The 24847-nt window shown below is 52.4% G+C and carries 14 protein-coding genes, 5 pseudogenes and 1 other annotated feature; of the genes and pseudogenes, 9 read left to right on the top strand and 10 right to left on the bottom strand.

All coding sequences use genetic code 11. The features are described 5' to 3' along the window. Nucleotides 1-32: 32 nt before the first annotated feature. Nucleotides 33-854 carry an IS3 family transposase gene (locus FHD67_RS02720; RefSeq protein WP_045982277.1) on the bottom strand — a complete coding sequence of 274 codons (822 nt, stop codon included), beginning with the start codon at nt 852-854 and terminating at the stop codon, nt 33-35. Then, complete coding sequence (locus FHD67_RS02715; RefSeq protein ID WP_229825963.1) at nt 851-1156, bottom strand: DUF1153 domain-containing protein; 306 nt, start codon at nt 1154-1156, stop codon at nt 851-853. The genes FHD67_RS02720 and FHD67_RS02715 overlap by 4 nt, the downstream gene beginning before the upstream one ends. Nucleotides 1157-1189: 33 nt before the next feature. Here FHD67_RS02715 and FHD67_RS21040 point away from each other — a divergent pair, with 33 nt between their 5' ends. Further along, complete coding sequence (locus tag FHD67_RS21040) at nt 1190-1390, top strand: integrase core domain-containing protein (protein WP_139597738.1); 201 nt, start codon at nt 1190-1192, stop codon at nt 1388-1390. A gap of 36 nt (nt 1391-1426) precedes the next feature. Here the strand turns inward: FHD67_RS21040 and FHD67_RS02705 are convergent, their stop codons facing one another. Beyond that, nucleotides 1427-1732: a hypothetical protein gene (locus FHD67_RS02705; protein ID WP_139597737.1), complete on the bottom strand. Its 306-nt coding sequence runs from the start codon at nt 1730-1732 to the stop codon at nt 1427-1429. Between the two features lie 1161 nt (nt 1733-2893). Between FHD67_RS02705 and FHD67_RS02695 the strand changes: the two genes are divergently transcribed. Beyond that, on the top strand, nt 2894-6364 hold the full coding sequence (locus FHD67_RS02695; protein ID WP_139597735.1) for a hypothetical protein: 3471 nt from the start codon (nt 2894-2896) through the stop codon (nt 6362-6364). Nucleotides 6365-6436: 72 nt separating this feature from the next. Next, nucleotides 6437-9880: a hypothetical protein gene (locus tag FHD67_RS02690; RefSeq protein ID WP_139597734.1), complete on the top strand. Its 3444-nt coding sequence runs from the start codon at nt 6437-6439 to the stop codon at nt 9878-9880. A gap of 298 nt (nt 9881-10178) precedes the next feature. On the opposite strand, the pseudogene FHD67_RS02680 reads toward FHD67_RS02690, so the two are convergent. Next, nucleotides 10179-10481 (bottom strand): annotated as a pseudogene (locus FHD67_RS02680) (integrase core domain-containing protein); the annotation flags it as partial. A 43-nt stretch (nt 10482-10524) separates the two neighbouring features. On the opposite strand from FHD67_RS02680, the pseudogene FHD67_RS02675 reads away from it, so the two are divergent. After that, a pseudogene (locus FHD67_RS02675) lies at nt 10525-11930 on the top strand (IS30 family transposase). Between the two features lie 7 nt (nt 11931-11937). Here FHD67_RS02675 and FHD67_RS02670 read toward each other — a convergent pair. Next, nucleotides 11938-12869 (bottom strand): annotated as a pseudogene (locus FHD67_RS02670) (IS3 family transposase); the annotation flags it as partial. Then, nucleotides 12472-12588 (bottom strand) — a sequence feature (AL1L pseudoknot). It overlaps the preceding pseudogene by 117 nt. Before the next feature lie 166 nt (nt 12870-13035). Between FHD67_RS02670 and FHD67_RS02665 the strand changes: the two are divergent. Continuing rightward, nucleotides 13036-13329: pseudogene (locus tag FHD67_RS02665) on the top strand (transposase); the annotation flags it as partial. 243 nt (nt 13330-13572) lie between these two features. Here the strand turns inward: FHD67_RS02665 and FHD67_RS02660 are convergent. Beyond that, the gene (locus tag FHD67_RS02660) at nt 13573-14625 is read right to left on the bottom strand and encodes an IS110 family RNA-guided transposase (RefSeq protein WP_246071196.1); all 1053 of its coding nucleotides are present in this window, start codon (nt 14623-14625) and stop codon (nt 13573-13575) included. A gap of 67 nt (nt 14626-14692) precedes the next feature. Between FHD67_RS02660 and FHD67_RS02655 the strand changes: the two are divergent. After that, nucleotides 14693-15571, top strand: a pseudogene (locus FHD67_RS02655) (IS3 family transposase); the annotation flags it as partial. Nucleotides 15572-16503: 932 nt separating this feature from the next. Here FHD67_RS02655 and FHD67_RS02650 read toward each other — a convergent pair. Both FHD67_RS02650 and FHD67_RS02645 read right to left on the bottom strand, forming a co-directional pair. Next, the gene (locus tag FHD67_RS02650) at nt 16504-16938 is read right to left on the bottom strand and encodes a hypothetical protein (RefSeq protein WP_139597732.1); all 435 of its coding nucleotides are present in this window, start codon (nt 16936-16938) and stop codon (nt 16504-16506) included. A gap of 126 nt (nt 16939-17064) precedes the next feature. Then, nucleotides 17065-18597: a KAP family P-loop NTPase fold protein gene (locus FHD67_RS02645; RefSeq protein WP_139597731.1), complete on the bottom strand. Its 1533-nt coding sequence runs from the start codon at nt 18595-18597 to the stop codon at nt 17065-17067. A 410-nt stretch (nt 18598-19007) separates the two neighbouring features. Between FHD67_RS02645 and FHD67_RS02640 the strand changes: the two genes are divergently transcribed. The 3 genes from FHD67_RS02640 to FHD67_RS02630 all read left to right on the top strand — a co-directional run bounded on the left by FHD67_RS02640 (nt 19008) and on the right by FHD67_RS02630 (nt 22331). Then, on the top strand, nt 19008-19352 hold the full coding sequence (locus tag FHD67_RS02640; protein ID WP_139597730.1) for a Rap1a/Tai family immunity protein: 345 nt from the start codon (nt 19008-19010) through the stop codon (nt 19350-19352). A gap of 11 nt (nt 19353-19363) precedes the next feature. Beyond that, the gene (locus FHD67_RS02635; protein WP_139597729.1) at nt 19364-20029 is read left to right on the top strand and encodes a hypothetical protein; all 666 of its coding nucleotides are present in this window, start codon (nt 19364-19366) and stop codon (nt 20027-20029) included. Nucleotides 20030-21455: 1426 nt separating this feature from the next. After that, nucleotides 21456-22331, top strand: a complete 876-nt coding sequence (locus FHD67_RS02630) for a hypothetical protein (protein WP_139597728.1) — start codon at nt 21456-21458, stop codon at nt 22329-22331. 319 nt (nt 22332-22650) lie between these two features. Here FHD67_RS02630 and FHD67_RS02625 read toward each other — a convergent pair whose 3' ends face one another. Further along, nucleotides 22651-23034 (bottom strand): hypothetical protein, encoded by a 384-nt coding sequence (locus FHD67_RS02625; protein ID WP_139597727.1) that lies wholly within the window; start codon nt 23032-23034, stop codon nt 22651-22653. A gap of 368 nt (nt 23035-23402) precedes the next feature. Next, complete coding sequence (locus FHD67_RS02620) at nt 23403-24692, bottom strand: DUF6538 domain-containing protein (protein WP_139597726.1); 1290 nt, start codon at nt 24690-24692, stop codon at nt 23403-23405. Nucleotides 24693-24847 lie beyond the last annotated feature (155 nt).

The following is a 24847-nucleotide window of genomic DNA, read 5'->3' as shown; positions in this document are numbered from 1 at the left end:
GGCTTGTATCGACCCAGCAGAATCTGCACAGGTTAAGCCGCTAATGCGAATGCTTCAGCGGGGGTTTTCATGTCCAGCGCCTGATGCGGGCGTCGGTTGTTGTAGAAGCTGATCCAGTCGCCGATGGCGCGCGTCGCGTGCTGGATGCTGTCGAAGCGCTGGCGATGGATGCACTGTTCTTTCAGTGTCCGGATCACACGCTCGACCATGCCATTCTGCTGCGGGCAATGCGGCGTGATAAACTCCTGCTTCAAGCCATAGCTGCGGACCAGTGCGGTGTAGCGGCGTGACGTGAAGACCAGGCCGTTGTCGGACCTCAGAAGGAACTCGCGCGTGACCTTTCCCAAGGTGCCGAACCGGCTGATCAGGGCGTGCTCCAAGGCGCTGGCCGCCGTTGTCGCTTTGCCGGAGCGCGACAGATGCCAGCCCAGTAGCTCGCGGGTGTGGCAGTCGATGACCAGGGCCAAAGTGGTCCAGCCGTCGCGCCCTGCCCAGACTCGGCACAGGTCGGTGGACCAGCGCTCGTTCGGCGCGTTCGCGACCGAGGGCACGGCCTCGATGCGGGGCCGCATGCCGATCGGGCGCTTGCGGACCTGCCAGCCTTTGAGCTGGAAGATGCGCTGAACCGTGTTCTTGTTGAAGCCCAGAAGCCAGGCGACCGTGCGATAACCGAAGGAAGGCTCCTTTTCGATCATCGCCTTGATCGGCTCGGCAAAGCGGGGATCGATCTTTGGCGTGGCCTTCGTCGGCTTGTAATAGACGGTCCGCCGCGGCACGCCGAACCAGGCACAGAGCTTGGTCAGCGGCACCGCGATCCCATCCGCCAGAAGGCCCTCATGGAGCGTCCGGATCAATTGCCGTCCTCCCGCTCCATGAGGGCCGCCAACTTTTTTCTGGCGCGCAGCTCCAGCATGGCCTCGCCATAGGCCTCCTGCAGGTCCTTCAGCTGCTTCTCATACTGCTCGCGGATCTCCAGCGGGTTCGCACGCAACGCGTTCTCCATGCCCCGCTTGGCGTCATCCACCCAGCCCTCGATCTCCGAAGGCGACAGGTCATACGCCCGACTGGCCTCTGCCACCGTCGTCTTGCCCTGAATGATCTCGACCACCAGCGCCGTCTTTCGCTTGGCCGTCCACCGCTTGATGCTGTCGTCCATCGTCACACTCATCGCTACCGTCTCCTTTGTAGCATGAGCAGATCTTCACTGGGTCGATACAAATGCTTCTACCTGCACGCTTGGGAGACCGGCTCTCAGGCCAAGGCTGGCATCGGGGCCTGGATCACCTTCTACAACCACCAGCGGCCTCAAGCCGCCCATGGCGGTCAACCACCCGCCGTAGTCTACTTCAACACCATCGAAACCGAACAGCAGGTGCAGGCAGCAGCTTAAAGCTGCCGGAAATCTGTCCAAGGATTGGGGAGTAGCTCAGTCCGTTGATGCCGCCCATGGCTTGATATGACTTGCTCTGAGGTGCTGGAGGTTGGTGACCCCGGTCACCCAGCAGGCCTTTTCAAGCTGCGCGAGGTTGGATCGATAGACTTCTTTCTCGCGTCGAGACTGGTCCAGCCGGAGCTTTTTCGTTTCGCCGATATCCGCTCGGTTCGACATGGCTTTTTCGACCTCAGCTTCAGTTTGGTCAATCGCGATATCTACAGCTTGAAGCCCGACAGGCGCATCCAATGTTGCGACATCCCACTGGCCACCAAGCAACCTTAAGAGGATCTTCACCATCTCGGCTGGAACAGCGGCGAGATACGCCCCCTAATTGCCATCTCCGCTTGCTTGAATCGGCGAGTACTATTCCGGCAATGTCGGAGCTAAAACACCCATGTGATCTTTGACACGCAAAGGCTGATCAAGCTTCGAGAACGAGACAGGAACCTGCCAGCCCTCGTTCAACCACGCACTCCCTGCTACCCCAATTTCATAATCTCCGGCGCACCCGGCCGGCATATTGCGATACCTCAAGGCTCCGCAAGCAGCCTCGTGCACCCACTGCCAATATCGGCTGAGATCAGAAGAGCGCTCTCGCCATTGGTCCATGAACAACGGCCGCGTCATTCATTAGCATATATCCCGAAGCTACCAACAACCTTAATACTTTACAGTTCTGCTTGCGACAACAATGTCGCAGCTACCAAAAAGCGCCGCGAGAAATTCCTGCTCGAAGCTATACACTTCTGTGTCTCCCACGATTACCGAATAGCTAGGATATCCATCATGGCAGCCACTAACCACTATCTCTCTAGCGGCCCGGTCAACAGTGATCGTAAAGCGGTAATTGATGTTAGGTAGGACCCCAACAGCAGACGCTGTTTGTCCCTCCATGATAAAAGATGCGACCTCGCCGGAAAAAATTGGGGAGTAAACCGTAAATCTGTCGCGCACACTTCCAAGTTCAATCCCGACCAAATTTGTTACGCCGGTTAAAAAATCCGAGGACAATGATCTGGACGAATAGTCAATTTTAACTGTGTGCCTAGACTTCATGCCAGCCTGGAAGCTCAGTGCCCCCTCTTTAATCCTGGTTTCCACAACAACCGCATCGGGTAATGCCATAGTTTGCTGTGCCGAGAGCAACACAGCAACTGATCCCAATAGCATGACCGCGCAATGTTGGAGGCGCATAACCTTATGTCTCTAGCTCTATATTCCCACGGGCCACAAGCAAGAGCCTATGACCATTCTGCAACTGCGCTGGCGGAATGCTGTAACCAGTTCCATGTTACCTCGGTGAAGGTGGATAACACTTGCACTTGACAGCCGAGCACATCGCAGGCCAACTTGCAAGGGCAAGATCAGCATGGGAGTGAACTTACCGTGCTTACTAGTTTCTTCTCGCGAACGTCGGCCGGGCAGAATGCAGCCCTGCTAGTTGGTGGAGTAGCCGCTATGGCGTTAGCTGGAGCGCTGCCGCAGCAAAGTCTAGCGCAAGAACTCCGCTTCACGATCGACTGCGATCCTGTCCTTGTAGAAACACTGACTACAGTCGATCCTTCCGCCGCAGATGTAGCTGCCGCCACAACGCCTGCGCAGGATAGCAACTTCGCAAAGAGAATTGACGTTTCGAAGAATGAGGACAGCTGTCTACTATCGGCACTCCCATCGTATGTTGAAGGTAGCATACAACTTGCCATCACTCGCAAATCCCTGGCGGATGAGAAGTTCTTACTGGGTTCCGTGGACGAGGCAAAGCAATGGTATGATGCAGCTCTGGATGCAATTTCGGAGCTAGCGGAGATGCCTCCGGCCGCTCGCGCCGCTTCCGACTTCCAGCTTTCGCTTTTAGATAGAGACATAAAGTACCGGCAGCGACTACTTGCGGTAGGCGCAGACTTCTGGGGGAGTGGATATTTCAATCACCCGGCCAATCCAGTGAAGTTGCTGCAAGAGCTGCAAGAGAACTATGACGAATTTAGTACGTTGATCGCAGAAATTGAGCATTATCGGGCGAGAGCTGACAATACAGCTGTCGACCAGGCGACCCTCCGCGCCGTGCATAGCCAATCATCGTCGGACGAACAGGCGGAGAGGTGGCGATCTGATCAGCAGGCCGAGGTTGTTGAAAATAGTATTCTAGCCCGACAGCTTTTATTGCAGAGGCTTAAAGATAATCAGCGAAGGCAGCAGGAGATCGCAGCAGAGCTCTCTGAAAATCGCGATACGGTGGCGAAACTCAACAGCCAGTTAACAAATTCTGTTATTTCGGCCATTGCTAGCTCGGCTGGTATTAGCCCAGATATGGTAGAGGCTGCCACTTCTGGCGGCGATTTACCGGAAATTGCGCTCGGGTTAGCTTTCTCGGAACCAAGCTTCAGAGATGCAATTGGATCGCTTTCTCCCGATGTGGCTGGCCTCATAGACGTTGTGGCTGAGATTGAGTCTGTTGCTGGTAACATTGAGGACGCAAAGGTTGCATTAATTCATCTTCAGCAGGGCTTGCATGAGCAAAATATTACGAAGCTTTTGCAGGCCGGCTCTTTCATTTGGGAAAAGCTACCCAATGATGATCGTCAGCGCCTCTTGTCGGCAGTTGAGGCAAGTGTCCCTCTTGAGGAGTTGATCGATCTTGTTCCCGAGAATGAAGCTCTCATTGAAGAGATCAGCACGGTCGTCATAGAACTCGTTGTCAGTCAAAGGCCGTGGGAGGATGTCACTAAGGATTCGCTTCGCCGGAACGGGCTTCTACCTGCTTGGGAGTTAGCTACAGTTATTTCGCAAGCAAGCGATGGCCAGCCTCTGGACCAAACAGTACAGGCCATACTCGCCAAAGCTCTCGTCCAAGAGGTGTCTCAAGCAGGGGCTGGTAAGACTATTGACCAAGCGGGGGAGCAGCTAGCTGAGTTGCGAGCTTTGGTTGGGGAAGTCATACCAGATTACACGAGTATAGCCAGATCGGTGGAGCTACTCACCGCCGTTGAACGCGCCGTTGAACATGGGTCAGTTACCATTGAGATATCACAGAACGAGCTACTGGTGAGAGCCGAAGAGGCGGTAGTTAAAGTACCATTCCTTGAGGCAAAGACTATTATCAACAGGCAGGTGAACTCACAGGGCTTATCCTCCGCGCTGATTGCAAGTAGTGATGGCTCTGCCCGTATCTCCGTGGTTGATAGCATGGTGTCATTGGGTTTGACGGCCGCTCAAAAAGGCGGCGTTCCTCCGGAGCAAGCTTTGATGGCGTTGATCCAGGCCGACGCGGTCAGCGCGGGAACACTACTGGAGCTTGGTCAGGTAACTGGCGCGGATTTGCGCATGCAAATCGAGGCTCGACCTGGGCTTAAGTCCGCGTTGAACGAAGCGGGTGCAACCTTGCTTGCCGCTCAAGCTGCCGCAGGCGATCCCGCGGTATTAGCCGCGGCATCGCCGCCCGCTAGAACTAAAATCCAAGAAGCGGGCCTCTCCGTACGGCGCACCGACGTTGCAGGTACTTCTGCAGAGGAAATGGTCGCTCAAATCATTCTTGCGAACGCTGTGCCAGGCGGCGCTATTGCGGTAACTGTTCTGAACGCAGCCAAGTTAGTCGGACAGATCGAGCTGGCGATCACTAAGGGGAGGGAGCTGTACAACGAGGACAATGCTCTGATGCGGGAGCAGATACATCTTGCCGATATGATCGGGTCTACCTCGCGTGCACAAGGACTCGCGGAGTACGATCAGCAGATCGCCGAAGTACGGAGTGCAGGTGCCGCTGCAGCGGGTAGTGAGTATCTAAGGGGAATATTTAAAGCTTCCGCGAGCATCACTGACTCCCAGGCACAGGCGCGTCTACGGATCCCCTTGGCCATCTACTACGCAGAGCAGATGCGGAGAAGTTATGACGAGCTAAACCATGCCCTCTCGTTGTGGATCGGTAGTGATGGGAGTCCCCGCGGTACAATCGCTCGGTTAGTCGAAGACGATCCCCAATTTTTGAGGTTCGCACTCGATGAGGATATACAACTTTACCAGTGGCTTGTCCGAGATTTCGAAGGGGAGAGAACCGACCTGCGGCGGCTTATGACGCACTGGCGTCAGCTTATTGCATTGACGACAGACGTTTGCCGACGGGTAGGTTGCAGCTCCGATGCCGCGGTACTTGGGCCGGTGAAACAAACCGGGCCGGTGCGGCTGAGCGGACTTGTGGGAGAAGGCCAGTGGGCTAGCTTTAAGCGATGGGCAGCGGCACCTTCTGGGCCAACGTTCGAATTCAACATTCTTATTTCACCTGAGACCGAGATAATTGACCCTCGCCTTCAGCTGCTCCGAGTGGTCGAAGTATTTTTGGGCATCGAAACGGAAGACGGGCGGGTAGTTGATCCAAAAGCTGCGACCCTGAGACATCCCGGAGTGGCTTACGTATCTGAAAATCAGGGGAATTTTTTCAAGGAGTTCTACCCCTCAATCGAGAAAAATGACTTGGAATGGGATGAAGATGTCGACGTCGGTCAATTAAAACTGCGGTGGGCTCGTACTGCTGATTTGTCTCGGCGCGATTTCGAAGGATATGGTCTGTACACAGTTTGGCAATTGACCATAAGCCAGCGTGACTTACGAGAGATACCATCTGAGATACTGATAAATTTTGCCATTCAATATAAGCCAGAGCGGACAGGGCAGCCGGACGAGGAGAGGACTATATCGTTCCTGGCTTCTGAACCAACCATCGAGCTCAAACAAGGCGAGCAATCCGTCACTGAGTTGAATGGTGGAAGCATCAGCCTTATCTCGTCGGATTTTGATCCATGCTCGCGTATCCGCGTCATTTATGATGTACTTTCGTCCACAGGAGAGCGGGATGACGGAGCATCGGCTATCAATGGGATCACAGTTCCGGCTTGTCGCATTATAGGGTCGCGAAATTTAGATCCGACTCCAAGGTGAAACGGAGGTTAACATATGCGGCATACTTTCTTTATAGCGTGCTGTGCTTTTGCTGCTTGGTCAATGGCCTCAATGGGCGAGTCGCTGGCACAAAGTATGACTGGAACAGTTGCACCGGCTAACCGCGACTTCGCTGACGTAGTATCCGGACCTCAGTCTAAAATATTCGCAGGTACCGACATAGATGTAGATATTGTCGGCGGGCAGGCCGATATCAATTTTGTTCACAGGGAGCGAAGAGAATGCACCTGGTATGGCCGGTGTTGGTACGACAGGTGGATTGATCATAGGTTTTATGCACCCAACGAATGGCCAGAGGGAATAGAATACAGGTTCATTAATGAGGACAACCCATCAGAGATGTCTGATGTTGTTGTACTAAATTCTCAGAACAAGCGAATTAGGGCACCGTTGACCAGCCCTGGTAGATACGGCGCTTCGTATCGTTTGCAGGCACGCGTTAGAGGAGATATCGATCCAAACAGAACGCGAGGAACTTACGAGTTACGGGTCAATGTTGACACAGCCTTTCGTCACGATAACTTTGTCAAATACTTAAACAATGGGGGCTTCTCGCCTGTTGCTGCTGATCTCGCGCCGATGCTTCAGCTGGACGTGTGGACTCGCCAACAACATCGAGAGGGGCTAGTTCGCTCGTTGATCAACTATGCAAGCATAGTATTTCCCACCATTAGCCCCGATAAGTTAAAAACTGAGGAGCACTTCAAGGTGCTCGAAGTGGCGAAATTGATAGATCCTAATTCAACAGTGCTCAGTCGCGCGCTGGCGACCTACTACGTCGACCAAGGCGACTATGCGTCTGCCGGGCTGCAAATTAAGGAGGGCATCAAGAGAAAGGAAGAGCAACTCAAGTCTGACCAAAGCAATACAACTGTTCAGAACCTTAGATCGCTTAGGATTGATCTTGCAACCGACTATGCGCATCTGGGAGGGTTGGCAGAAAGAGAAGGGTCGTTAGCGAGCAGCGCTGACTATGAACGAGTTGACTCGATCTTCGTAAGGGCTGCGGATCACGCTCGCGGAGCGAACGCCAGGGATTTACTCGCCCGAGTATTGACTAGTCGGGCAAAGATCTTGCGGAAGAGTAGGACCTTGGAAGCTCTGGAGAGGTCAGGGGTGTCGTTCCAGGCAGCACGTGCGCTGCTAGGGCGCCCAATCAGTGGCACATTGCTGCACACCACAATGAATGGATCGCACGCACTGATGGCGGACAGTGATCCGTCTAGGGGAGTTGTATTCGAAAAGATCGATTCGTTAGCAGATGAGGCCGCACTGGAGGGTCAACAACTCCCTTATCCCGCAGTACGTACCAACAAGGGCTTGACACCTTTGGACATCGGTTCCGATGGATCAGTATTGGTCGACGATGGCGGGGTGCTCTCGTGGATGTCATTAAGCGATCCAGGTAACGTAGATCTTCGGACCGTTGAAAACGTACACTTTACCGAGGCACACGTTTATAGGGATGGCGTTCTCGGACGTGTTCGAGACGCGACTGGCGCATCGACCTTGCAGTACTTACATGGTTCAGAAGGGCCTAGGCCGGTCCTGACAGCAGACCTACTAACGCTTGGCGGACCTGATCAATGGTTGATGGCTGCGTCACGAGGTGCGAACCATGCGGCCATAGCTTTGAGGGGCAGCTCTGCTACCCAGAAATTTCATACTTTCGAACTGTCAGAGAACAGCCCCAGCGCTGTGCTCTCTTGGGGCTTGGAAAGACCAGATTCGGAGGTGACTCACATCGCACTATCAGACGCCGGCGATCAAATTGCATTCATTATACGAGACACCGCTGGCCAGGCCGAGCTTTTCGTAGGTAACATCGACGGAAGCAATCTTCGATCCGTATATGCGACCTCTAACGACCCAAATGGCCTTGCATTGGGCCAAGCTGCTGGGCTTGTATTCGAAGCTGATGGGGGCTCACTACTTTCGGTAGCTGGCAATAAACTGCTGTACGTTGACCTTCTCAACCCCGCAGCTCAAGCAGTCCTCACACCGATCAATTTGACAAGTACTAGCGCAAAAGTTATTAATGGCACCTTCGGTTTGGATAATTCAGGATCGTTGGTAGTCGGAGTTATCGACGAGGGCCGTGGTAACGGGTTTCTGTTTCGATTGGCCTATGATCAGTCTACTGGTGAATTCGAGTTGAATCCAGAAAGACTGAAGATCGCAAATATGATCTTGGCCGAGCATGTCCCAATATTCCTTGAGAGTCGCGGTGACATATATGTGGGACTCAGCCGGCCTTCCCAGAATAAAGTTTCAGTCGTCCAGCTAACTAATGGCACAGTAGTTGGACGTCGCGAGCTGCCAGTAGATGCTGGAGCGAGACTGTTGGAAGGCGCGTCGTACATAGTATACTCTGACGCAATGGCTAACTCAGTAGTCGTGACCACAGTCAGTTCCGAAGCGGAGCCTCTGTTAATATCAGCGAAGGAAGACCTAAAGGGGATCCCGTTAGGTATAAATGAACGTGCTAAACTCCGCCCCGTTGTGTTGAGTGGTCTTGCTAGAGATGAATGGCTGCTGGCCTGGACAGAGCGGATAAGCGGTAACGTTCGGTACATCTCCCGCTACGTGGGGCCTAGCAAACAAGGAGAGACTTTCGAATTCTCGGTTCGGCAGTATTCCGAGCTGATAGACACGCTAATACCTGTAGCAAGTCAGGTAAGTGTTGGCCCGACCGATCTCCAACCTGGTTTTCGCCTGTCGCTTATCGGTGGAATTCACAGCGGTAGCCAGCCTTTACCCGTGGTATCTTTCAGCAGTCAACTCTCGCGTGGCAGTTACCGGAGTCAACTTGATGCTGCCAATGCTAACGCGCCACTGCAAATACCGGTTTTCGATTTGTCGACCTGGCCGCCGGCTCCGGTTAATATCATAGCGAAGCCAACCACGCAGGTCCAGGCGTTCTCAAGGTCGACTGGCGTCTCGATTGGCGTGGAGGCCACGGGCGCAAACGACATGCGCTACGTATTGCTAAGAGGAGATGGCTCAGATCAGCCTATCGCGGCATCGTCGATGCTCCAGGCAGATGAAGTTGCTGAGTCCCCGTTGATCGTCATTCCGGGCCCGCTGACCACCGATGGAAACTTACAGGGAACGTCTTTGATATCGTTGGTACGCACCGCCCAAGGAACACATAGTGTGCGGCATGCTAATGTTACGGCAGACGGAACAATCTTGAACTGCGCTTCGTGCGGGTCGTACTCAGCCTCGATTGGGTCGCCTTACAGCCTATTCTCGGCGGCGGGTGATGTTCGAACGGATGCAGATTGGACTTTGCTCAAGGGTTTCGCCTCAAGTAGCGAGGCATGGGGGGTATTATCAGGGCCGAGTGTAATAATGCTGGACAAGAAATCAGGGACGATTCTCGATGAAGTTCCTCTAGGTGTGCCATATAGCCTATTCTCTTCCAAAGCCCACTTAGTAATAAGCCCGGAGAAAATGGGACTGTTGTATTCGCCACTGCAGGATCCCAATTAGGTGCGCTTTACGGACGTTGTTTCGCAAAGTTCTAGGGTGGATGCAGATCATGAATTTGATGTGGTAGCTGGGTTCGCGTGAGTAGATCTACAGCGCCAAGCGACAAGACCACTGACCTGCTCCTCTAAAAAGTCCGCGATTTGGGGTTAGTCTGTTCCTTGTCAAGGAGACGGACGATGAAGCTATCAAGGTTCACGGAAGAACAGATTATTGGCATGTTGAAGGAGCACCAGGTCGGGCCCGGAGCGAAGGATCTGTGTGAACCGCGCCGAGTTTGCCGGAGGCTGATTTCGGTTAGTTACGCTGCCATGGGTTCGGTTTCCAGAGCTGCATAGAAGTTTACCTCGGCTTCGGCTGGCGGGATGTTCCCGATAGGCTCAAGGAGACGGCGGTTGTTGAACCAGCCCACCAATTCGAGCGTCGCGTACTCCACCGCGTCTAAGCTGCGCCATGGGCCGCGGCAGTGGATGACCTCAGCCTTGAACAGGCCATTGATCGTCTCGGCCAGGGCATTGTCGTAACTGTCGCCGACGCTGCCCACCGAGGGTTCGATACCGGCTTCTGCCAAGCGCTCAGTGTAGCGTATAGACAAGTATTGGGCGGTCTCAACCGGTCGTCGCAACACTCTGCTGATGGAGGTTGCGATGACGACAGGCAAACGAAGATCCGAACAGTCGACGAGGCGCAAATTGCGCTCACCAGGGCGGCCGGGAGTGGCAAGGCAGTCGGAGCGGCGCCGTTTCTGGTCCCTGATTGCATTGGGTCTTTCCAGCGAGGACGCTGCCGCCCGGACCGGCATCTCGCAGCCGGTCGGAACACGGTGGTTTCGAAAGGCTGGCGGCATGCCCCCTTCACATCTAGCTCCATCCGCGGCGGCACCGTCTCGGCGCTACCTGTGCCTGGAAGAGCGTGAAGAGATCGCTCTGCTCTTGGTGCAGAATGTCGGCTTGCGTGAGATTGCCCGCCGTCTTGGCCGCGCTGCGTCGACTATCTCGCGGGAGATCCGTCGCAATGCCGCCACACGCTCCGGCGGGTTTGAGTATCGTGCGACCACGGCCCAGTGGCATGCCGAGCGCGCGGCCGAGCGGCCAAAGGCCGCAAAGCTGGCAACGAACGCGGCTTTGCGGCAGTATGTGCAGGACAGGCTCTCCGGCCATATCTCGCACCCGGGTGGCTCGGTCGTTGTTGGCCCGCCTACAGCCTGGAAAGGCCGGCGACATGGACGGCGGCAATCGCGTCGGTGGGCCAAAGCCTGGAGTCCCGAGCAGATTGCCGGTCGGTTGCGCATCGACTTTCCAGGGGACGAGACCATGCGGATCAGTCACGAGGCCATCTACCAGGCGCTCTACATTCAGGGGCGTGGCGCTCTGCGCCGTGAGCTGACGGCGTGTTTGCGCACTGGTCGAGCGTTGCGTGTTCCCCGTGCCCGGACTGCCGGCCGAGGAAAATCCTTCGTGACATCCGAAATCATGATCAGCGAGCGCCCCGCCGAAGCTGCGGATCGTGCCGTCCCCGGCCATTGGGAAGGCGACCTCATCATCGGCCTCAACCGCTCTGCCATCGGCACGCTGGTCGAGCGGCAGACGCGCTTAACGCTGTTGCTGCACCTTCCACGGATGCCCGGGCATGGTGACGGACCACGCGTGAAGAATGGGCCGCCTCTTGCGGGTCACGGTGCCGAGGCCGTGCGCGATGCCATCGTGCGGAGCATCGTTCATCTGCCCCGCCATCTTCGGCGGTCGCTGTCTTGGGATCAGGGTCCGAGATGGCCCGTCATGCCGAACTGACCGTCGCCGCTGATCTGCCGGTCTACTTCTGCGATCCTCACAGCCCATGGCAGCGCGGCACAAATGAAAACACCAATGGGCTGCTGCGCCAATACTTCCCCAAGGGCACCGATCTTAGCTTGCACGGTCCTGATGATCTCGAAGCTGTTGCAGCTGCGCTCAACGGACGTCCGCGCAAAACCCTCGGCTGGAGAACCCCGGCAGAGGCACTGGACGCGCTGCTCACGAACGCCGAAACTGACCATGTTGCGACGACCGGTTGAGACCGCCTTGCGAGCCCCTGTCGCTGTGATGAACCAGCCCCATGCCCTTTCCGGGGCGGCGATCATGCACTGCCTGTTCCAGGGCATCGAGAACGAACCCCGCATGCGCCGAATTGCTGACGCGCCAGCCAACGATCTTGCGGGCATAGGCATCGATGACGAAGGCGACATAGACGAAACCCTTCCAAGTGGCGACATATATGAAATCCGACACCCACAGCATGTTCGGTGCCGGAACACGGAACTGGCGGTTCACCTTGTCCAGCGGACACGGTGCCTTGTTGTCCGAGATCGTCGTCCGATGCGGCTTGCCTCTGATAATACCCTGAATACCCATGCCCCTCATCAGCCGTGCCACCGTGCAACGGGCGATATCGAAGCCTTCGCGGCGCAGCTGGTGCCAGATCTTGCGCACGCCGTAGACGCGCCAGTTATCTTCGAAAACACGGCGGATCTCGGGACGCAGGGCTTCATCGAGGCGGGCGCGGTCCGACAACCGCGCCGGATCGGCCCGCTTCGCCAGATGTTCATAATAGGTGGACGGGGTAATCGGCAGCGCGCTGCAGATCGGCTCGACCCCGTGCGCATCCCTGTGCGCGTCGATGAAACCCACCATCAGTTCGACCGGCGGTCGAGCTCCGCCATCGCAAAATAAGCTGACGCCTTGCGCAGGATCTCGTTCGCCTGGCGCAGCTCGCGGTTCGCGCGTTCCAGTGCCTTCATGCGGTCGGCCATCTCGGTCGGAATACCTGCCCGCTTGCCGCTATCAACCTCGGCCTTCTTGACCCAATCGTTTAAGGTCTGCGGCGCGCAGCCGATCTTCGCCGAAATCGACATCACAGCCTGCCACCGCGATCCATGCTGACCCTCATTGTCGAGGACCAACCGTACCGCGCGTTCACGCACTTCAGGGGAAAACTTGTTCGTTGTCTTGCTCATGATGCTCCATCCTACTCACGAGTTGGAGCCTCCGGCAAACCCGGCGCGGTTCAGTGTCGCAAGCACGGTGTCAGCGATGCGACCTTTGCTCTGCCCCTGGAAACTGGACCGTTTGAAGCTGGAGTTTTTGGTTAACCTTCCCTGGCTGGGAGAGGAGCGGAGAACGATGAAAGCATCGAGGTTCACGGAGGCGCAAAAGGCGTTTGTCCTGAAGCAGGGCGAGGAAGGCACGCCGGTGGCCGAGGTCTGCCGCAATGCGGGGATCAGCCAGGCGACCTATTTTAACTCGAAGAAGCGATATGGCGGTTTGTTGCCCGACGAGATGCGCCGGCTGAAGGCGCTGGAATGAGGCGCAAGCGCCATGGGTTCGAGCGCAGCGCCGAATGAGAACAGCCGGTTGAAGAAGATCGTGGCCGACCTGACTTTGGATCGGGAAATGCTGCAGGACGTCATCCGGCGAAATGTATGGTTCGCCCCGCCTGTGCAAGGTTCTTCCTGATGACGTGCAGGATTGCATAAATGTATCCGGCCTCTCGCGAGTGAGCTGGTTTTCCAGCCAGGCCATGATGAGATCCGCACGCGCCGTTCCCAATTAGCTTGTTCGGGCACAAAACCCGCTTTCGGAACGGGTTTACGGCGCGTCGATCATCCTTTTCGTCATCATTTCGAGCCTCGCATTCTGATCCGGTCGAACCGGATGGGGTTAAGCGCCACCGCCTGCTGGCAGGCGCCGTTCATATGTTGCTCCGGGCTTGCTGAGCACGACCCAGACCACTCTCGCCATTTTTGCAGCCAAGGCGACCGTAACCTTGTTGACGTGCATCCTGCCTCGCAGTTCGTCTGCCCATTGGCCAAGGCGGTCCTTCGTTCGGTCCAAATGCATCAGAACCGATCGTGCGCCGTGAATCAGAAGCGTTCTGACATAACTACTTCCTCGCTTCGCGATGCCGAGCAGGGTCTGCTTGCCACCTGTCGAGTGTTGCCGCGGCACGAGGCCCAGCCATGCAGCCACGTCTCGTGCTTTCTTGAAGCGCGACGGGTCACCGATGGACGCCAGGATGGCAGTTGCGCCAAGTGGTCCGACACCAGGGATCGTCATTAGCCGACGCGCGGTCTCATCTCTGTCCGCAATGTTCTTGATTTCAGTGGAGACGCTGAGGATCCGCTCTTCCAAGCGAAGAAGGTCCGCCTGTAGCTCCCGCAGGACAACGCGCGCCCGCTCGGTCAGATCATTTTCCGGGTCATCGATCGTGCGGACAATATCAAGTTTGAACACCCCGGCGCCTTGGCGGAGAGCGACGCCGTGCTCCAGACAGTATGAACGCATCTGACAGATAAGATTGGTCCGTCCCTTTACCAGTCGGCTGCGGACACGGTGTAGCATCTGCAGATCAATCTGGTGCGCCTCCTTGATCCCGACGAAGCGCATTGTGGGTCTGGTTGCAGCTTCCGCGATAGCCTCAGCGTCAATGATATCGTTTTTATGCGACTTCACGTAGGGTTTGACGAACTGCGCCGGGATGATGCGGACCTCGTGACCGAGTTCCTTTAGTTTCCTGGCTAGCCACTGAGACCCTGGGCAGGCCTCCATGCTGACAAGAGTCGGCGCCGCTCGCGCAAAGAACTGCAGAAGGGTCTCGCGCCGAAACTTGGCTTTCTGAATGGGTGCGCCGGAAGTATCGAGACCGACCACGTGAAATAGGGATTTGCCGATGTCGATGCCAAAGACTGCGCAGATTTTGGGTTGATGGTGCATGCTCATATCTCCCCTATTGACGGTGACACGATTATCGCCCGAGGCGGCGGGGCGAACCATCCTATTAGCTCTGAAGCCTGGTCGGATGCGCGAGCTGGTTCGCGGGATGTGCATCGATTGGGGCGTGTCGATACGCGGCGCTTGTGGGGCCCTGCAGTTCGACACCTCCACGTTCCACTACAAGTCCCGGCGCACCGATCAGGCGGCCGTCGCACGACGGATCAAGGAAATCTGCGAAACGCGCCTGCGCTACGGCTATCGGCGCGTGCATGTCCTGCTGCGACGGGAGGGGTGGGTGATCAACATCAAGAAGACCCGCAGAATTTACAATGAACTGGCCTTGCAGCTCAGGAACAAGAACCCGAAGCGGCGGGTGAAGGCCAAGCTGCGCGATGATCGCCAGGAGGCAGTCGGGCCAAACGAAGTCTGGGCCATGGACTTCGTTCATGACCAATTGGCCTTGGGCAACAAGCTGCGGATCCTGACGATCGTGGATACGCATTCCCGTTTTTGTCCAGCAGCTGACCCGCGCTTCAAATACCGCGGTGAGGATCTGGTCCGGACACTGGAACGGGTCTGTGCCCAGGTCGGCTATCCCAGGACGATCCGGGTCGACAATGGCAGCGAATTTATCTCTCGAGATCTCGACCTGTGGGCTTATGCCCACGACGTTACCCTGGACTTCTCACGCCCCGGCAAGCCCACGGACAACGGCTTCATCGAGGCGTTCAACAGCAAGCTCCGGTCCGAATGCCTGAACGCGCGTCGCCATTGCCGCTCGGACCAATGGCGCAACAATGGCAACTTCATGAGCCTTGCAGACGCGCGGGAAAAGCTGGAAGATTGGCGTAGACACTACAACGAGGACCGACCCCATAGCGCGATCGGATATAACGTCCCGATCGCTCTGCATTATCCCGGCGACGCAGTCAGCCCGTCGCCATGACCAAGCCGGAAAATTCCAGCATCCGGCGGTCCAAAGTCGGGGAGCAGCGCAGAAAGAGCCGCCCTAAGTTCGCCATCTGTACAACGGGCGGGGGCAACGATAGCTTCGTTCTCAATAGCGTTCATTATTTCTTTTGGCACATTCATTGCTGGTGGGATTAGCCGTGCAAACTTTTCTGCTTCAGCGACCTTTATTATCGAGGATGGTGAGAAGGCACGTGCAGGTGTCCCTTTTGGTCCGCCCGCTAAATCTCTAAACGCTTGGTAAATCTTGCCGTGACAATCTTGGAGCTTAAGAAAAGCACTATAGGTCGCTGTACCTTCAGCGGCTGGTATGACGCTGCCGATAATGTCAATGATGTAGCTTGCCCTCGAACTAGCCGTCTATCTTTTTCCTTCCAGTTCTTTATGGATTCGATGGGATCCCATAAAATTCAAACCCATTCAGCCTGCGCTTTTAATTTAATTTCACACTTCCATCAAGGGAAAACCATAAATTTAGTGATTTAACGCTTACGGGCGTTATAGGAATACTTTGCGTAAATATATTGTCGGCATAATTTAATAAATAATTTAATTTTAGGAGTTTATTCATATCCCGGCCGAATATAAATTAATTGTTTGCATTTATTTAATTTAGATCGATAATATTCAGAGGAACGCAAATAAAATAGTTTTTGGTGTGAAGCCTAACCGCCCGTTCTTTTCATCGTTGGCATTTTTTTGCCAGGTGAACGTCGGCACAAAGGTCCCGAAGGTCATGTGTGCCGCCCTGAGCGATGACCAGGTAGTAGATGCAGTCACGAGCCGGGGTGATTAGCCCGCTTAGGGCGTAACACCTGACACAACAGACATCCCGACGCCTGATGATGTCCATGTGTAGTCTATACGTGCTGTCGTTGTGGTGGTTCTCAGCTTTGGTCTACTTGCCCGTCATGGGGTCAGCAGCGTCTTCATGATCGCTACGACCGTATGGACTTTGTGAGGGCATGAGCGGTCTACGTATCGGATCAGCTTGACCTTGTGACTTTCTGCATCAGCAAGGATGCCTGCCTTCACAGCGTCATTAATAAGTCTAATTTCTTTTGGCAGTTTCTGAATTGTTGCTGAGACGATATCCCGAATAAGTTGGGGATTGGCTTTCTTGTACAGCCCTTCTGATTTGATCATGAATTGATTGCTAGCCCGATCAAATTTGATTTCGCCTTGCAGTTCGATAAGGATGCGTTCTGCAATGCCCTTGTCGGAAATTTGGAAATCCAATGATTGCAAGATTCGCTTTACTGAATATTCAGTTTGGGTTGCCTGATGGATGCGGGCTTGGTCTGACCGGGCTTGGTCAATGTCTTCGCGTGTAATGATACGCATATTTTGTTCTTTCGAATGAAAAAACCCGCCAATCGATTGATCAGCGGGCTAAGGTTTGACAACAGATTTTGAGGAAACGTCTTTTGTGTCTAACGAAAGTATTTAGGGGACGGAACTTTATTGTAACTAGTTTGCCAAGCGACCAGCTTGCTCGACAAACCGAGTGTACTCCTTATGAAATCCGTAAGCCTTTTTGTATTGCATTCTCTCCAATGCGTCGTACTCCCGCTTTATTATATCCCTCACTTTCTCGACTTTCTTGTCCTCTGAATAAAAATAGGCAGCAAACCACTCATTACGCGGCTTTCGTGATATCCAAGACATTGCGCTAACGTAATCGAAAAATCTGAAGTTTGCCTTCACGTAGTGCTTTGATGAAATTTCCTTTCCACTTAAATTGAGGTCATGATCTTGAAGGAAGGCGTTGTGCTCTTTGTTGTGATCCGGCTTTATTCCTTTCATTGTTGCAGCGATTATTGAGCACAAATATACGAAATCCATTTTTGGGAATTCGTCTTCCCACATAATTGTAGCAGCAGAAAACAAATCCATGAAATGTTCTGCTTCTCGTAGCGTAAATTTACACGATTGAATGAGGGCTACTACAAAATCTAGTGGGTCAGGTAGGATCGTCTCGGTAGCAAAAACACTTTCATTGACGTCAAGTGTTCTCCACAAAGTTCTAACAAACCCTTCCATATCCGGATCATCAAGATGGTATGTGCGGGAAAAAAATCTGCTCAGGTAATCCTCACTTGCAAATTCACTGCCGTATACCGCTCTAATCGAGTGGGATAACTGACTTGTGTTTGTTGATAGAATAAAAACCAAACCTTCGACGTCAAAAAGATGTTTAATTCTTTCCAGCATTTCTAGTGCGTAAGTCGGTCTGCATCGATCTAACTCATCAATTACAATATAGAGTGGTGAATTGATCTTTCCGCCGATACTAGAACTTTGAAGAAAACTTCTCAAGGTATCTTTGAAATTAGATTGACTTTCTTTTGCTGCCAGAAAGTAATTAATTTTTTCCTGGGCGTATCGTTCAAATTCATCACCAGCAACGTTCATCACTTGATCTTTGGCCTCAACCAATATGTCTTTAGTGGTTCCGGAGCTTATATCATCATAAATTTCCTCAACAGCATCAGAGAGATGCCGAAGTCCAATAGTCTTCACAGTTCCCTTAGCTATTGTAAGTAGATGCTTTCCATAACTTCTTTTAACGTGGTTGAACGTTTTGGATATCGCGCTGGAATCATCCTCAGCTTTCGGATTGACTCCAACAAGGTACCTTTCAATTTCTGCCATAACAGCGGTAAAGGGATCATCCGAATGATCATCCGCCCACGCATCAATATAGAGTGCCGGGCATGAGTTTGCGTTAAGATGCCTTACCAGTCGTTTAACAAAGTATGTTTTCCCTAAACCCCAATTAGCGTCCACGTTGAGAACAAATGAACCTCTCCCTCCCCACTTTCGGTAGCTTTCTGCAAACACTGGCAGAATAGTCGTAAGCAACTGAGCCTCTTGCTTCCGCTTAAGAAGGTCATCAGCCCAAATCTCATCAACAGTATCTGTCATTTTTCCATTTCCTATTTCGAATGATAATGTTGCTGATATGGTGGCTCGGTGACAAGAGTTGCCCTTGACGGTCAACTATGTTCCTGTTGTGTTCTCACCATGAGCGACATCACGATCCAAGACGTCATGGACTCATCAGCCACGATCCGCATCCAGTGCGTAACGTGCGGGCGCTGCGCTGTGCATGCAGGTCCGCGTCTGGTCGCAAAGCTAGGGCCGCGTGACATGCAGCTTCGGACGCTACAACGTCGCCTACGCTGTCGATCCTGTGCCTCACGCGCTGAAATCGTCATGCTGCTTCCGGACATCGACATCCAGACTGCGAAAGGCATTGCAATCTACAAGAAGCGAACCCGTACCATAGGCAGCTTGGATCATGGTCACGGGCGATAAAGCACCCAAGTCCAAGGCCTGCCAGTCGTATAGACGAAATGCAACTTCCGAGGCAGTATTCCGTCAGCATTACTCCATCGACGGGAATCAATATGAAGACCAGCTTTGCAGCGGTTTATTTGATCATAGGTGCCGGTGTGGCCTTCGGGGATAACACAGATGGCTTTTATATGATGGGAAATGATCTCTACGAAGGATGCACAGACAGTCACTCTGGCGTTGCAGAGTATGTCATGGCCGTCTTTGACTACAGCAGCCACGTAGCGTGGACACATAAAGCAATGGACGCGCGACTGTGTTCAGCAGATGGCGTAAAAAGCAGCCAACTCAGAGACGTTGTCTGCATGTACTTGCAAAACAATCCGACCACTCGGCACGAGGAAGCAGCCTCTCTCGTCTCGCAGGCTATCCGCGAAGCATATCCCTGCACGAACTGATGGGAACTCACATGAGGCAGGGCATTGCAGTAGGTGTTTTCGGGGGTGCAATTGTAGGCTTCATCGTAGCCCTGTTCTCAGGGGTGTTGGGACTATCACAGATCGAGAAAGCACCTGATTGGCTACAAGGCTGGTCAGGTACGCTTGGGGTTTTGGTAAGTGTGTATGCCGTCTACCTCGTGGGTCAAACTCTCACAGCGACACAGGATGCTTTAAAGGTCACACGGAAAATGGCAGACGACCAAACCAAGATCGGCCATGAGCAGACACAGGCACTTGTGTTGTACGAAGATCATTCTGTCACAGGTACATTCGGAACAAACAGGGTAGTAATTAAACTAAAGAATTACGGAATCACGCCTGCAATTAATGTTAAAGTGTTCCCATATCTTGTCACCCATGAATGGGTAGAAGTTGACCGGGAGACAGGTGCGGGCTTTGTCAAAGAAACAAGAAAGGAACCACTAGGGGCAATAATGAATTCAACTTTGCCACCCGGAGGAATCATTGTATTAGACAATAATCTGAAGTGTGCGAAATCAACCATATACAGTTCGAGAACCCTAGAAATCGAGGTTCAGTACAACACAATTTATGACTCCATTAAACCAGTCACTCGGCAGGTGATATTTGAGGCCCCTGAAACTGGAAATTCGATCAAACTTATTTTGCAGTAGCGTTTCTATCACCCCTGCCATGCGCTGTGGCGCAATCATCGTGTGACAGTGCGACTCCAAGCAACAAATTCGAAATCTCAGCACCGAAAAACAAGCAAAAGCTGATAAGCACAATGATTACATAATGATAACAAGATTCATTAAAAAACCTAACACCCAGGATTTCCGCCATCATTATCACTGTATTTCAATGGCTTGTTAATTACGCTCCATTTGAGAAACCGCGAGGTACCGAATCCCCGGCGAAGCCGGAAACCAAACGCGCCAACCTTCTTGAACGATGATGATGCTTTAGTAACCGTTCATGAAGTAATCAGATTTCCCGGTGCTAGCTGCAATTGTACAGGGGCACATGAGGCGTCAGCCGAATGTGCGCCGTGAATGATCAATAGTCCGAATAAGCGTAAGGGGGCGGGATGCGAAGCAGACCGAACCCTATCCGACGATAGGAGGATCACAGATGGATCGTTCATAAAATGCCCAATGAGATATCCATAAGGATATCATTGATTCAGGAAACAATGGAACCTCGATTTAAACGGGTAACAAGAAAAATAATTTAATATTTTCAATATGAAAATACCCATGAAATATACGGGTAACAATATTCTTGTTACCCGTTTAAATCGAGGTCTCATTCATTATAGAGTTTAGAACGGTCCTTCGGACCTAATCTTACACAAGATGATGAACATCCTTATGGACATCCCATGAACGCTCAGATGAACATCCTTATGGATATCCCGTGAATATGACATTAATGAAAGGGATACCCATGAAATATACGGGTAACAAGAACATTGTTACCCGTTTAAATCGAGGTTTTGTTTTTCAAACAAATTCATAATATCCACTTGTTACCCGCTTTAATCGTCGTTCCACCTACTTTCATGGGATTGAGGATTGTCCGCACGCTCACTACCGGCTCATTTATCCAGTCGGTCAAATTTTTTGCTAACTCTTGCACCTGATTTGAGGAATTGCCCCGTCGTATCATGCGTTTTTCACTTTTCACAAGCTGACTGCTGGGAAAGCTATTCCGCACCCATCACATCCCATGTCGTCCGATAGTCAGAACTTTACTCGGTTCGGTCCACTTTGTTCATTGACATCATTGCGTCTTTGGCGTACACAAAGCCATCTATATGACAGATAGCCATTGATCCGCTTTTCAGAGCATACCAATGGCGCATTCCTGACATTCCATAAAATTATTGCTTAAACAACCTCATGCGGGGTTTTTTGGCGTTTTTATGCCCTGTCGGAAACACAATGTCACCTAGATACTTATGTCTTCCTTATTGGATTGATTTTGTGTGTTGCAGAAAGGGATTCGGAGTAGCTACCGAATCCCAGAAGCACTTAAGGCACCAAAATAAGCGAAAGGAATACCAAACACAAAACTCATTGGATAAAGGAAATTACAATGCCCGAAGAAATAGTGCGCCGTTGCTCATGCTGTTATAAAGCAATTACTCCCCCGAAGGGTCGAGGTCGCCCGAGTCTCTATTGCGAGGAATGCGCGCCAAAGAGCAAACAGCAAAAGAATAAGCTGCGAGATATAGCTAAAGCTAACCGAGCGCTAGCTGTGCTAGATCACCTAACGAAACGACACAATAGTCTACGTATACGTGGTGAAATCGATGAAAAAGTTCTATTCGCCACTTTGTATGCAGAAATTCGTAAGAATCCAAAGTGCTTGCCAACCGACATGCGACGTGCTTTGACTCGATATATTGATCCAGAATTTAGAAAACCCAAGGATTGGATACCGACATTCGGGACTTATTTCGGACGATTTTGTAACGAGTTTAGAGGTATACGAGTATCAAACTTGGTTAAACTATACCCAAAGCCGGAGGAGATTAAGGAGTTCATCGATCTTGAGGAGTCAACTAAAGCACAGTTTGGTGGTGACTTTCCCTACTCTCCATCAACAGAATACTCTGCAATTGAACTTTTGATGGGAGGTTATGCAATCGATGATTCCGTTATCGAAGAAGATGCGGAAGATAGGAAATCTGACTCTCTATTAGAGGCATTTGAGATCGTAGATTACGTCGAACCGGAGAAAGAAAACATTGAAAATGCAATCTACAAAATTATGGAAAAAGGTGGAATATTTGGCATGGGTTATCCGCAGCATATAAGATTGCACTTTTGTAAGCTTGGATATTCCGAGAATGAGATAAATTCGGCATTGCGATCTCTACTTGAGAGCGGGCGTCTGGAATATGACTTTGGACAATATATGCTACCAAAGCCTGTACCTAAATGTAGACGGCGGCTTACAGCAGCCTGATCACGTCATACAGTCCCCTAGTGGCTTCGTGGTGGGGGCTTTCTTATCATAAAGGAACGATACCAGTGACCCTACAGATGAACCCCCTCCCCCCGCGTGAGCGGACACGATCTCTATTTAGCATGACGCATCCAGCGAGCAACTGTTCTGCCGTGAACCGAGAGGCGGGCAGACCGATCAACCGTCCCGCTGCAACAGTCACGGCGCAAGTCTACTGACACGTGAAAGTGGATTGTGTTGCCTTCATGACCACGTTGTCATGAAGAAAAACGCCCCACCAGTGAGGCAGGGCATTCCGGGTCATGTAACTTGGTTTGCCTTAAGGCTGGACTTCACCAGCAGCCGGGATGGGCTTGGCGTTAATCTTACCCTCTTTGTATGCCTGAATAATCCAGTGAGGCATCTGGCCCCGCTTTCCGACCTCGTAATCCTTTCCCGAGTCTTCCGGGTTATGGATTACATGTCCTGCATACTCGCGCTTGATCTTAGCTTTGATATCTGCGTCTGCGTCGTTGCCCTTGGGCTTGCGACCAGAGACAGGCGCGGACGCGGGAGAGCCTGCGCCGATGAACATTGCGAACTGATGGGGATCAATCCCTGCATTCGTCAGTTGCTCTTTCAGCGAATTCATGGCGTTTTCTTCTGAAACGCTGAGCGCTTCTTCAATGTTATTCTTAAATTGAAGAAGGTCGGCGCGGTCCATCGTGGACAATTCTTCAATAGAGTACACGCTAGGTGCTTTCGGGGCCATTATTCATTTCCTCACTTGCTATGCCATTACAGATAGAACAGCCGCATCAATTGTCAATTACCAAATTAAATTTAACAAGAAAAGGTTTCCAAATGACTAATGTAATACCCTTCCGGTCAACCACGTCTGTGACTATTCGCGACTTGGAACGATGGCTTTCCATTGCGGCTGAACTGGCGCATACATATCCAGACGCTCTAATGATTTTTGATAGAGTCGATACGGAGTTGAAGCAGGCACGAGCCGAACAGGATGCAATGTTGCTAAATGATCCTGTCTCTCAAGCCCGCGCCCGTTTGGCAGCTAGAAAAGCTAGTTGATCAAAGCGCAAGTGGAAGCAATAACCCGTGAATGTGGGCGAAATCCCCACCCTTTCCATATCGCTCACGCTTCAAGCCATGGCCCATCAGATCGCGCCTGATGCGTTCGTCAATTCCCGCAACTAGCAACCGATCCTCAAATGAGTGTCGAAGACTATACATCGACTGATCATCGGACTCGGTCAGCCCATTCTCACGTAGAAATTTATTGACCGTCGCTGACAGACTAGCACTACTTGAAGCATATCGAGGGAAGCCTGTAGGGGCATGCTTTAACGCCTCAAGGCTGATGCCCGTCAGTGGTATGATCCTCTCCGCATTGGCATTCTTAAGTGTCCTGTGGTCTTCGGGCCTGATCAAGATATGAGGAACGTCGGTATCAAGCCTGATAGTACTTGCAACCAACCCTGCCCCTTCCGATGGTCGGTAGCCTGTATTGACCATACCTAGCAAAATCACGCGGGCCTCAAGGTTCAAGCCGTCCAGCGCACCATCAGCAAGTAGCTTGGTCTTGATCCAATCATCCGAAAACGGAGGTCTGGTAGCTTTACGTTTGGTCGTATCGGATATTGTCAGACCCTCGGTACTATACGCGAGAGTAATCTTCTTAGCCCGCGCGACCGTAGCCCACATGGCTTTTAGGTACGTCAAATCCTTGTTCGCTGATGAAGCTTGAATTTCCTTGGAAGCAACCTTCTTCACAAGCCAGCTTCGAAATTCGTACATGTCGTCTTGGCTAATTTCGCCTAGTGGCTTGTTGCTGACCGCCTTGATGAAATTATTGGTTGCTTTCAACCGTGGCGCTTTGTGCCTTCTGATTTGATCGGCGCTTTTTCCTATGATCTTGTCCGCGCCGACACGATAGAATTCCTCAAGGGCCTGACGAACATTCAGCTTCGGCACCTTCACGAGTCCAATCAGAGCCTCAGCCTCAAGCTTATCGACCTTTCCAGATTTGCCCTTCACTGCATCAAGACGCTGACCAATTTCAGCGATAGGTAGTTGCGCTACATGATCAGCGGTCATGAAGCGATACCCGCGCCTTTGGGCCAGTCTACTAGCGGCTTCCATCCGGGAGTCAGCCTCAGCATCGTTCCCTTCAAGTTTGCATTCCCAACTTTCAACTAGTTCGGTCCAGACTTCCTCTGCCTTCTTGGACGCGATCTTTGGGGAGTCGGTAAACAAACAAAGCTGTATGATCTTACGGCCTTCGACGGCAGCGTATCTGGCCGGGACTTTGCGCCGGATATAGTAGCTGTCGCCACGCAAGACTGGTTTGGGAGATTTCATCGGATGGTCCTTCCGGCACGATTCCGTTGCCTGCATCATGGCTACGGTGAACCAGAACGCAACCCAAAAGATGAACCAGAAAGTGAACCAAAGAAGCAGTTTAGCCGCGTGAAATTTCGTACCCTACGCAAATTTCTTACGATTTACAGTGGTTT

Origin of the sequence: Paracoccus haeundaensis, assembly GCF_006239215.1 — a bacterium.
In the GTDB taxonomy this organism is placed as follows: domain Bacteria; phylum Pseudomonadota; class Alphaproteobacteria; order Rhodobacterales; family Rhodobacteraceae; genus Paracoccus; species Paracoccus marcusii.
The sequence above is the reverse complement of the archived record's forward strand: the minus strand, read 5'-3'. Positions and strand labels throughout refer to the sequence as shown.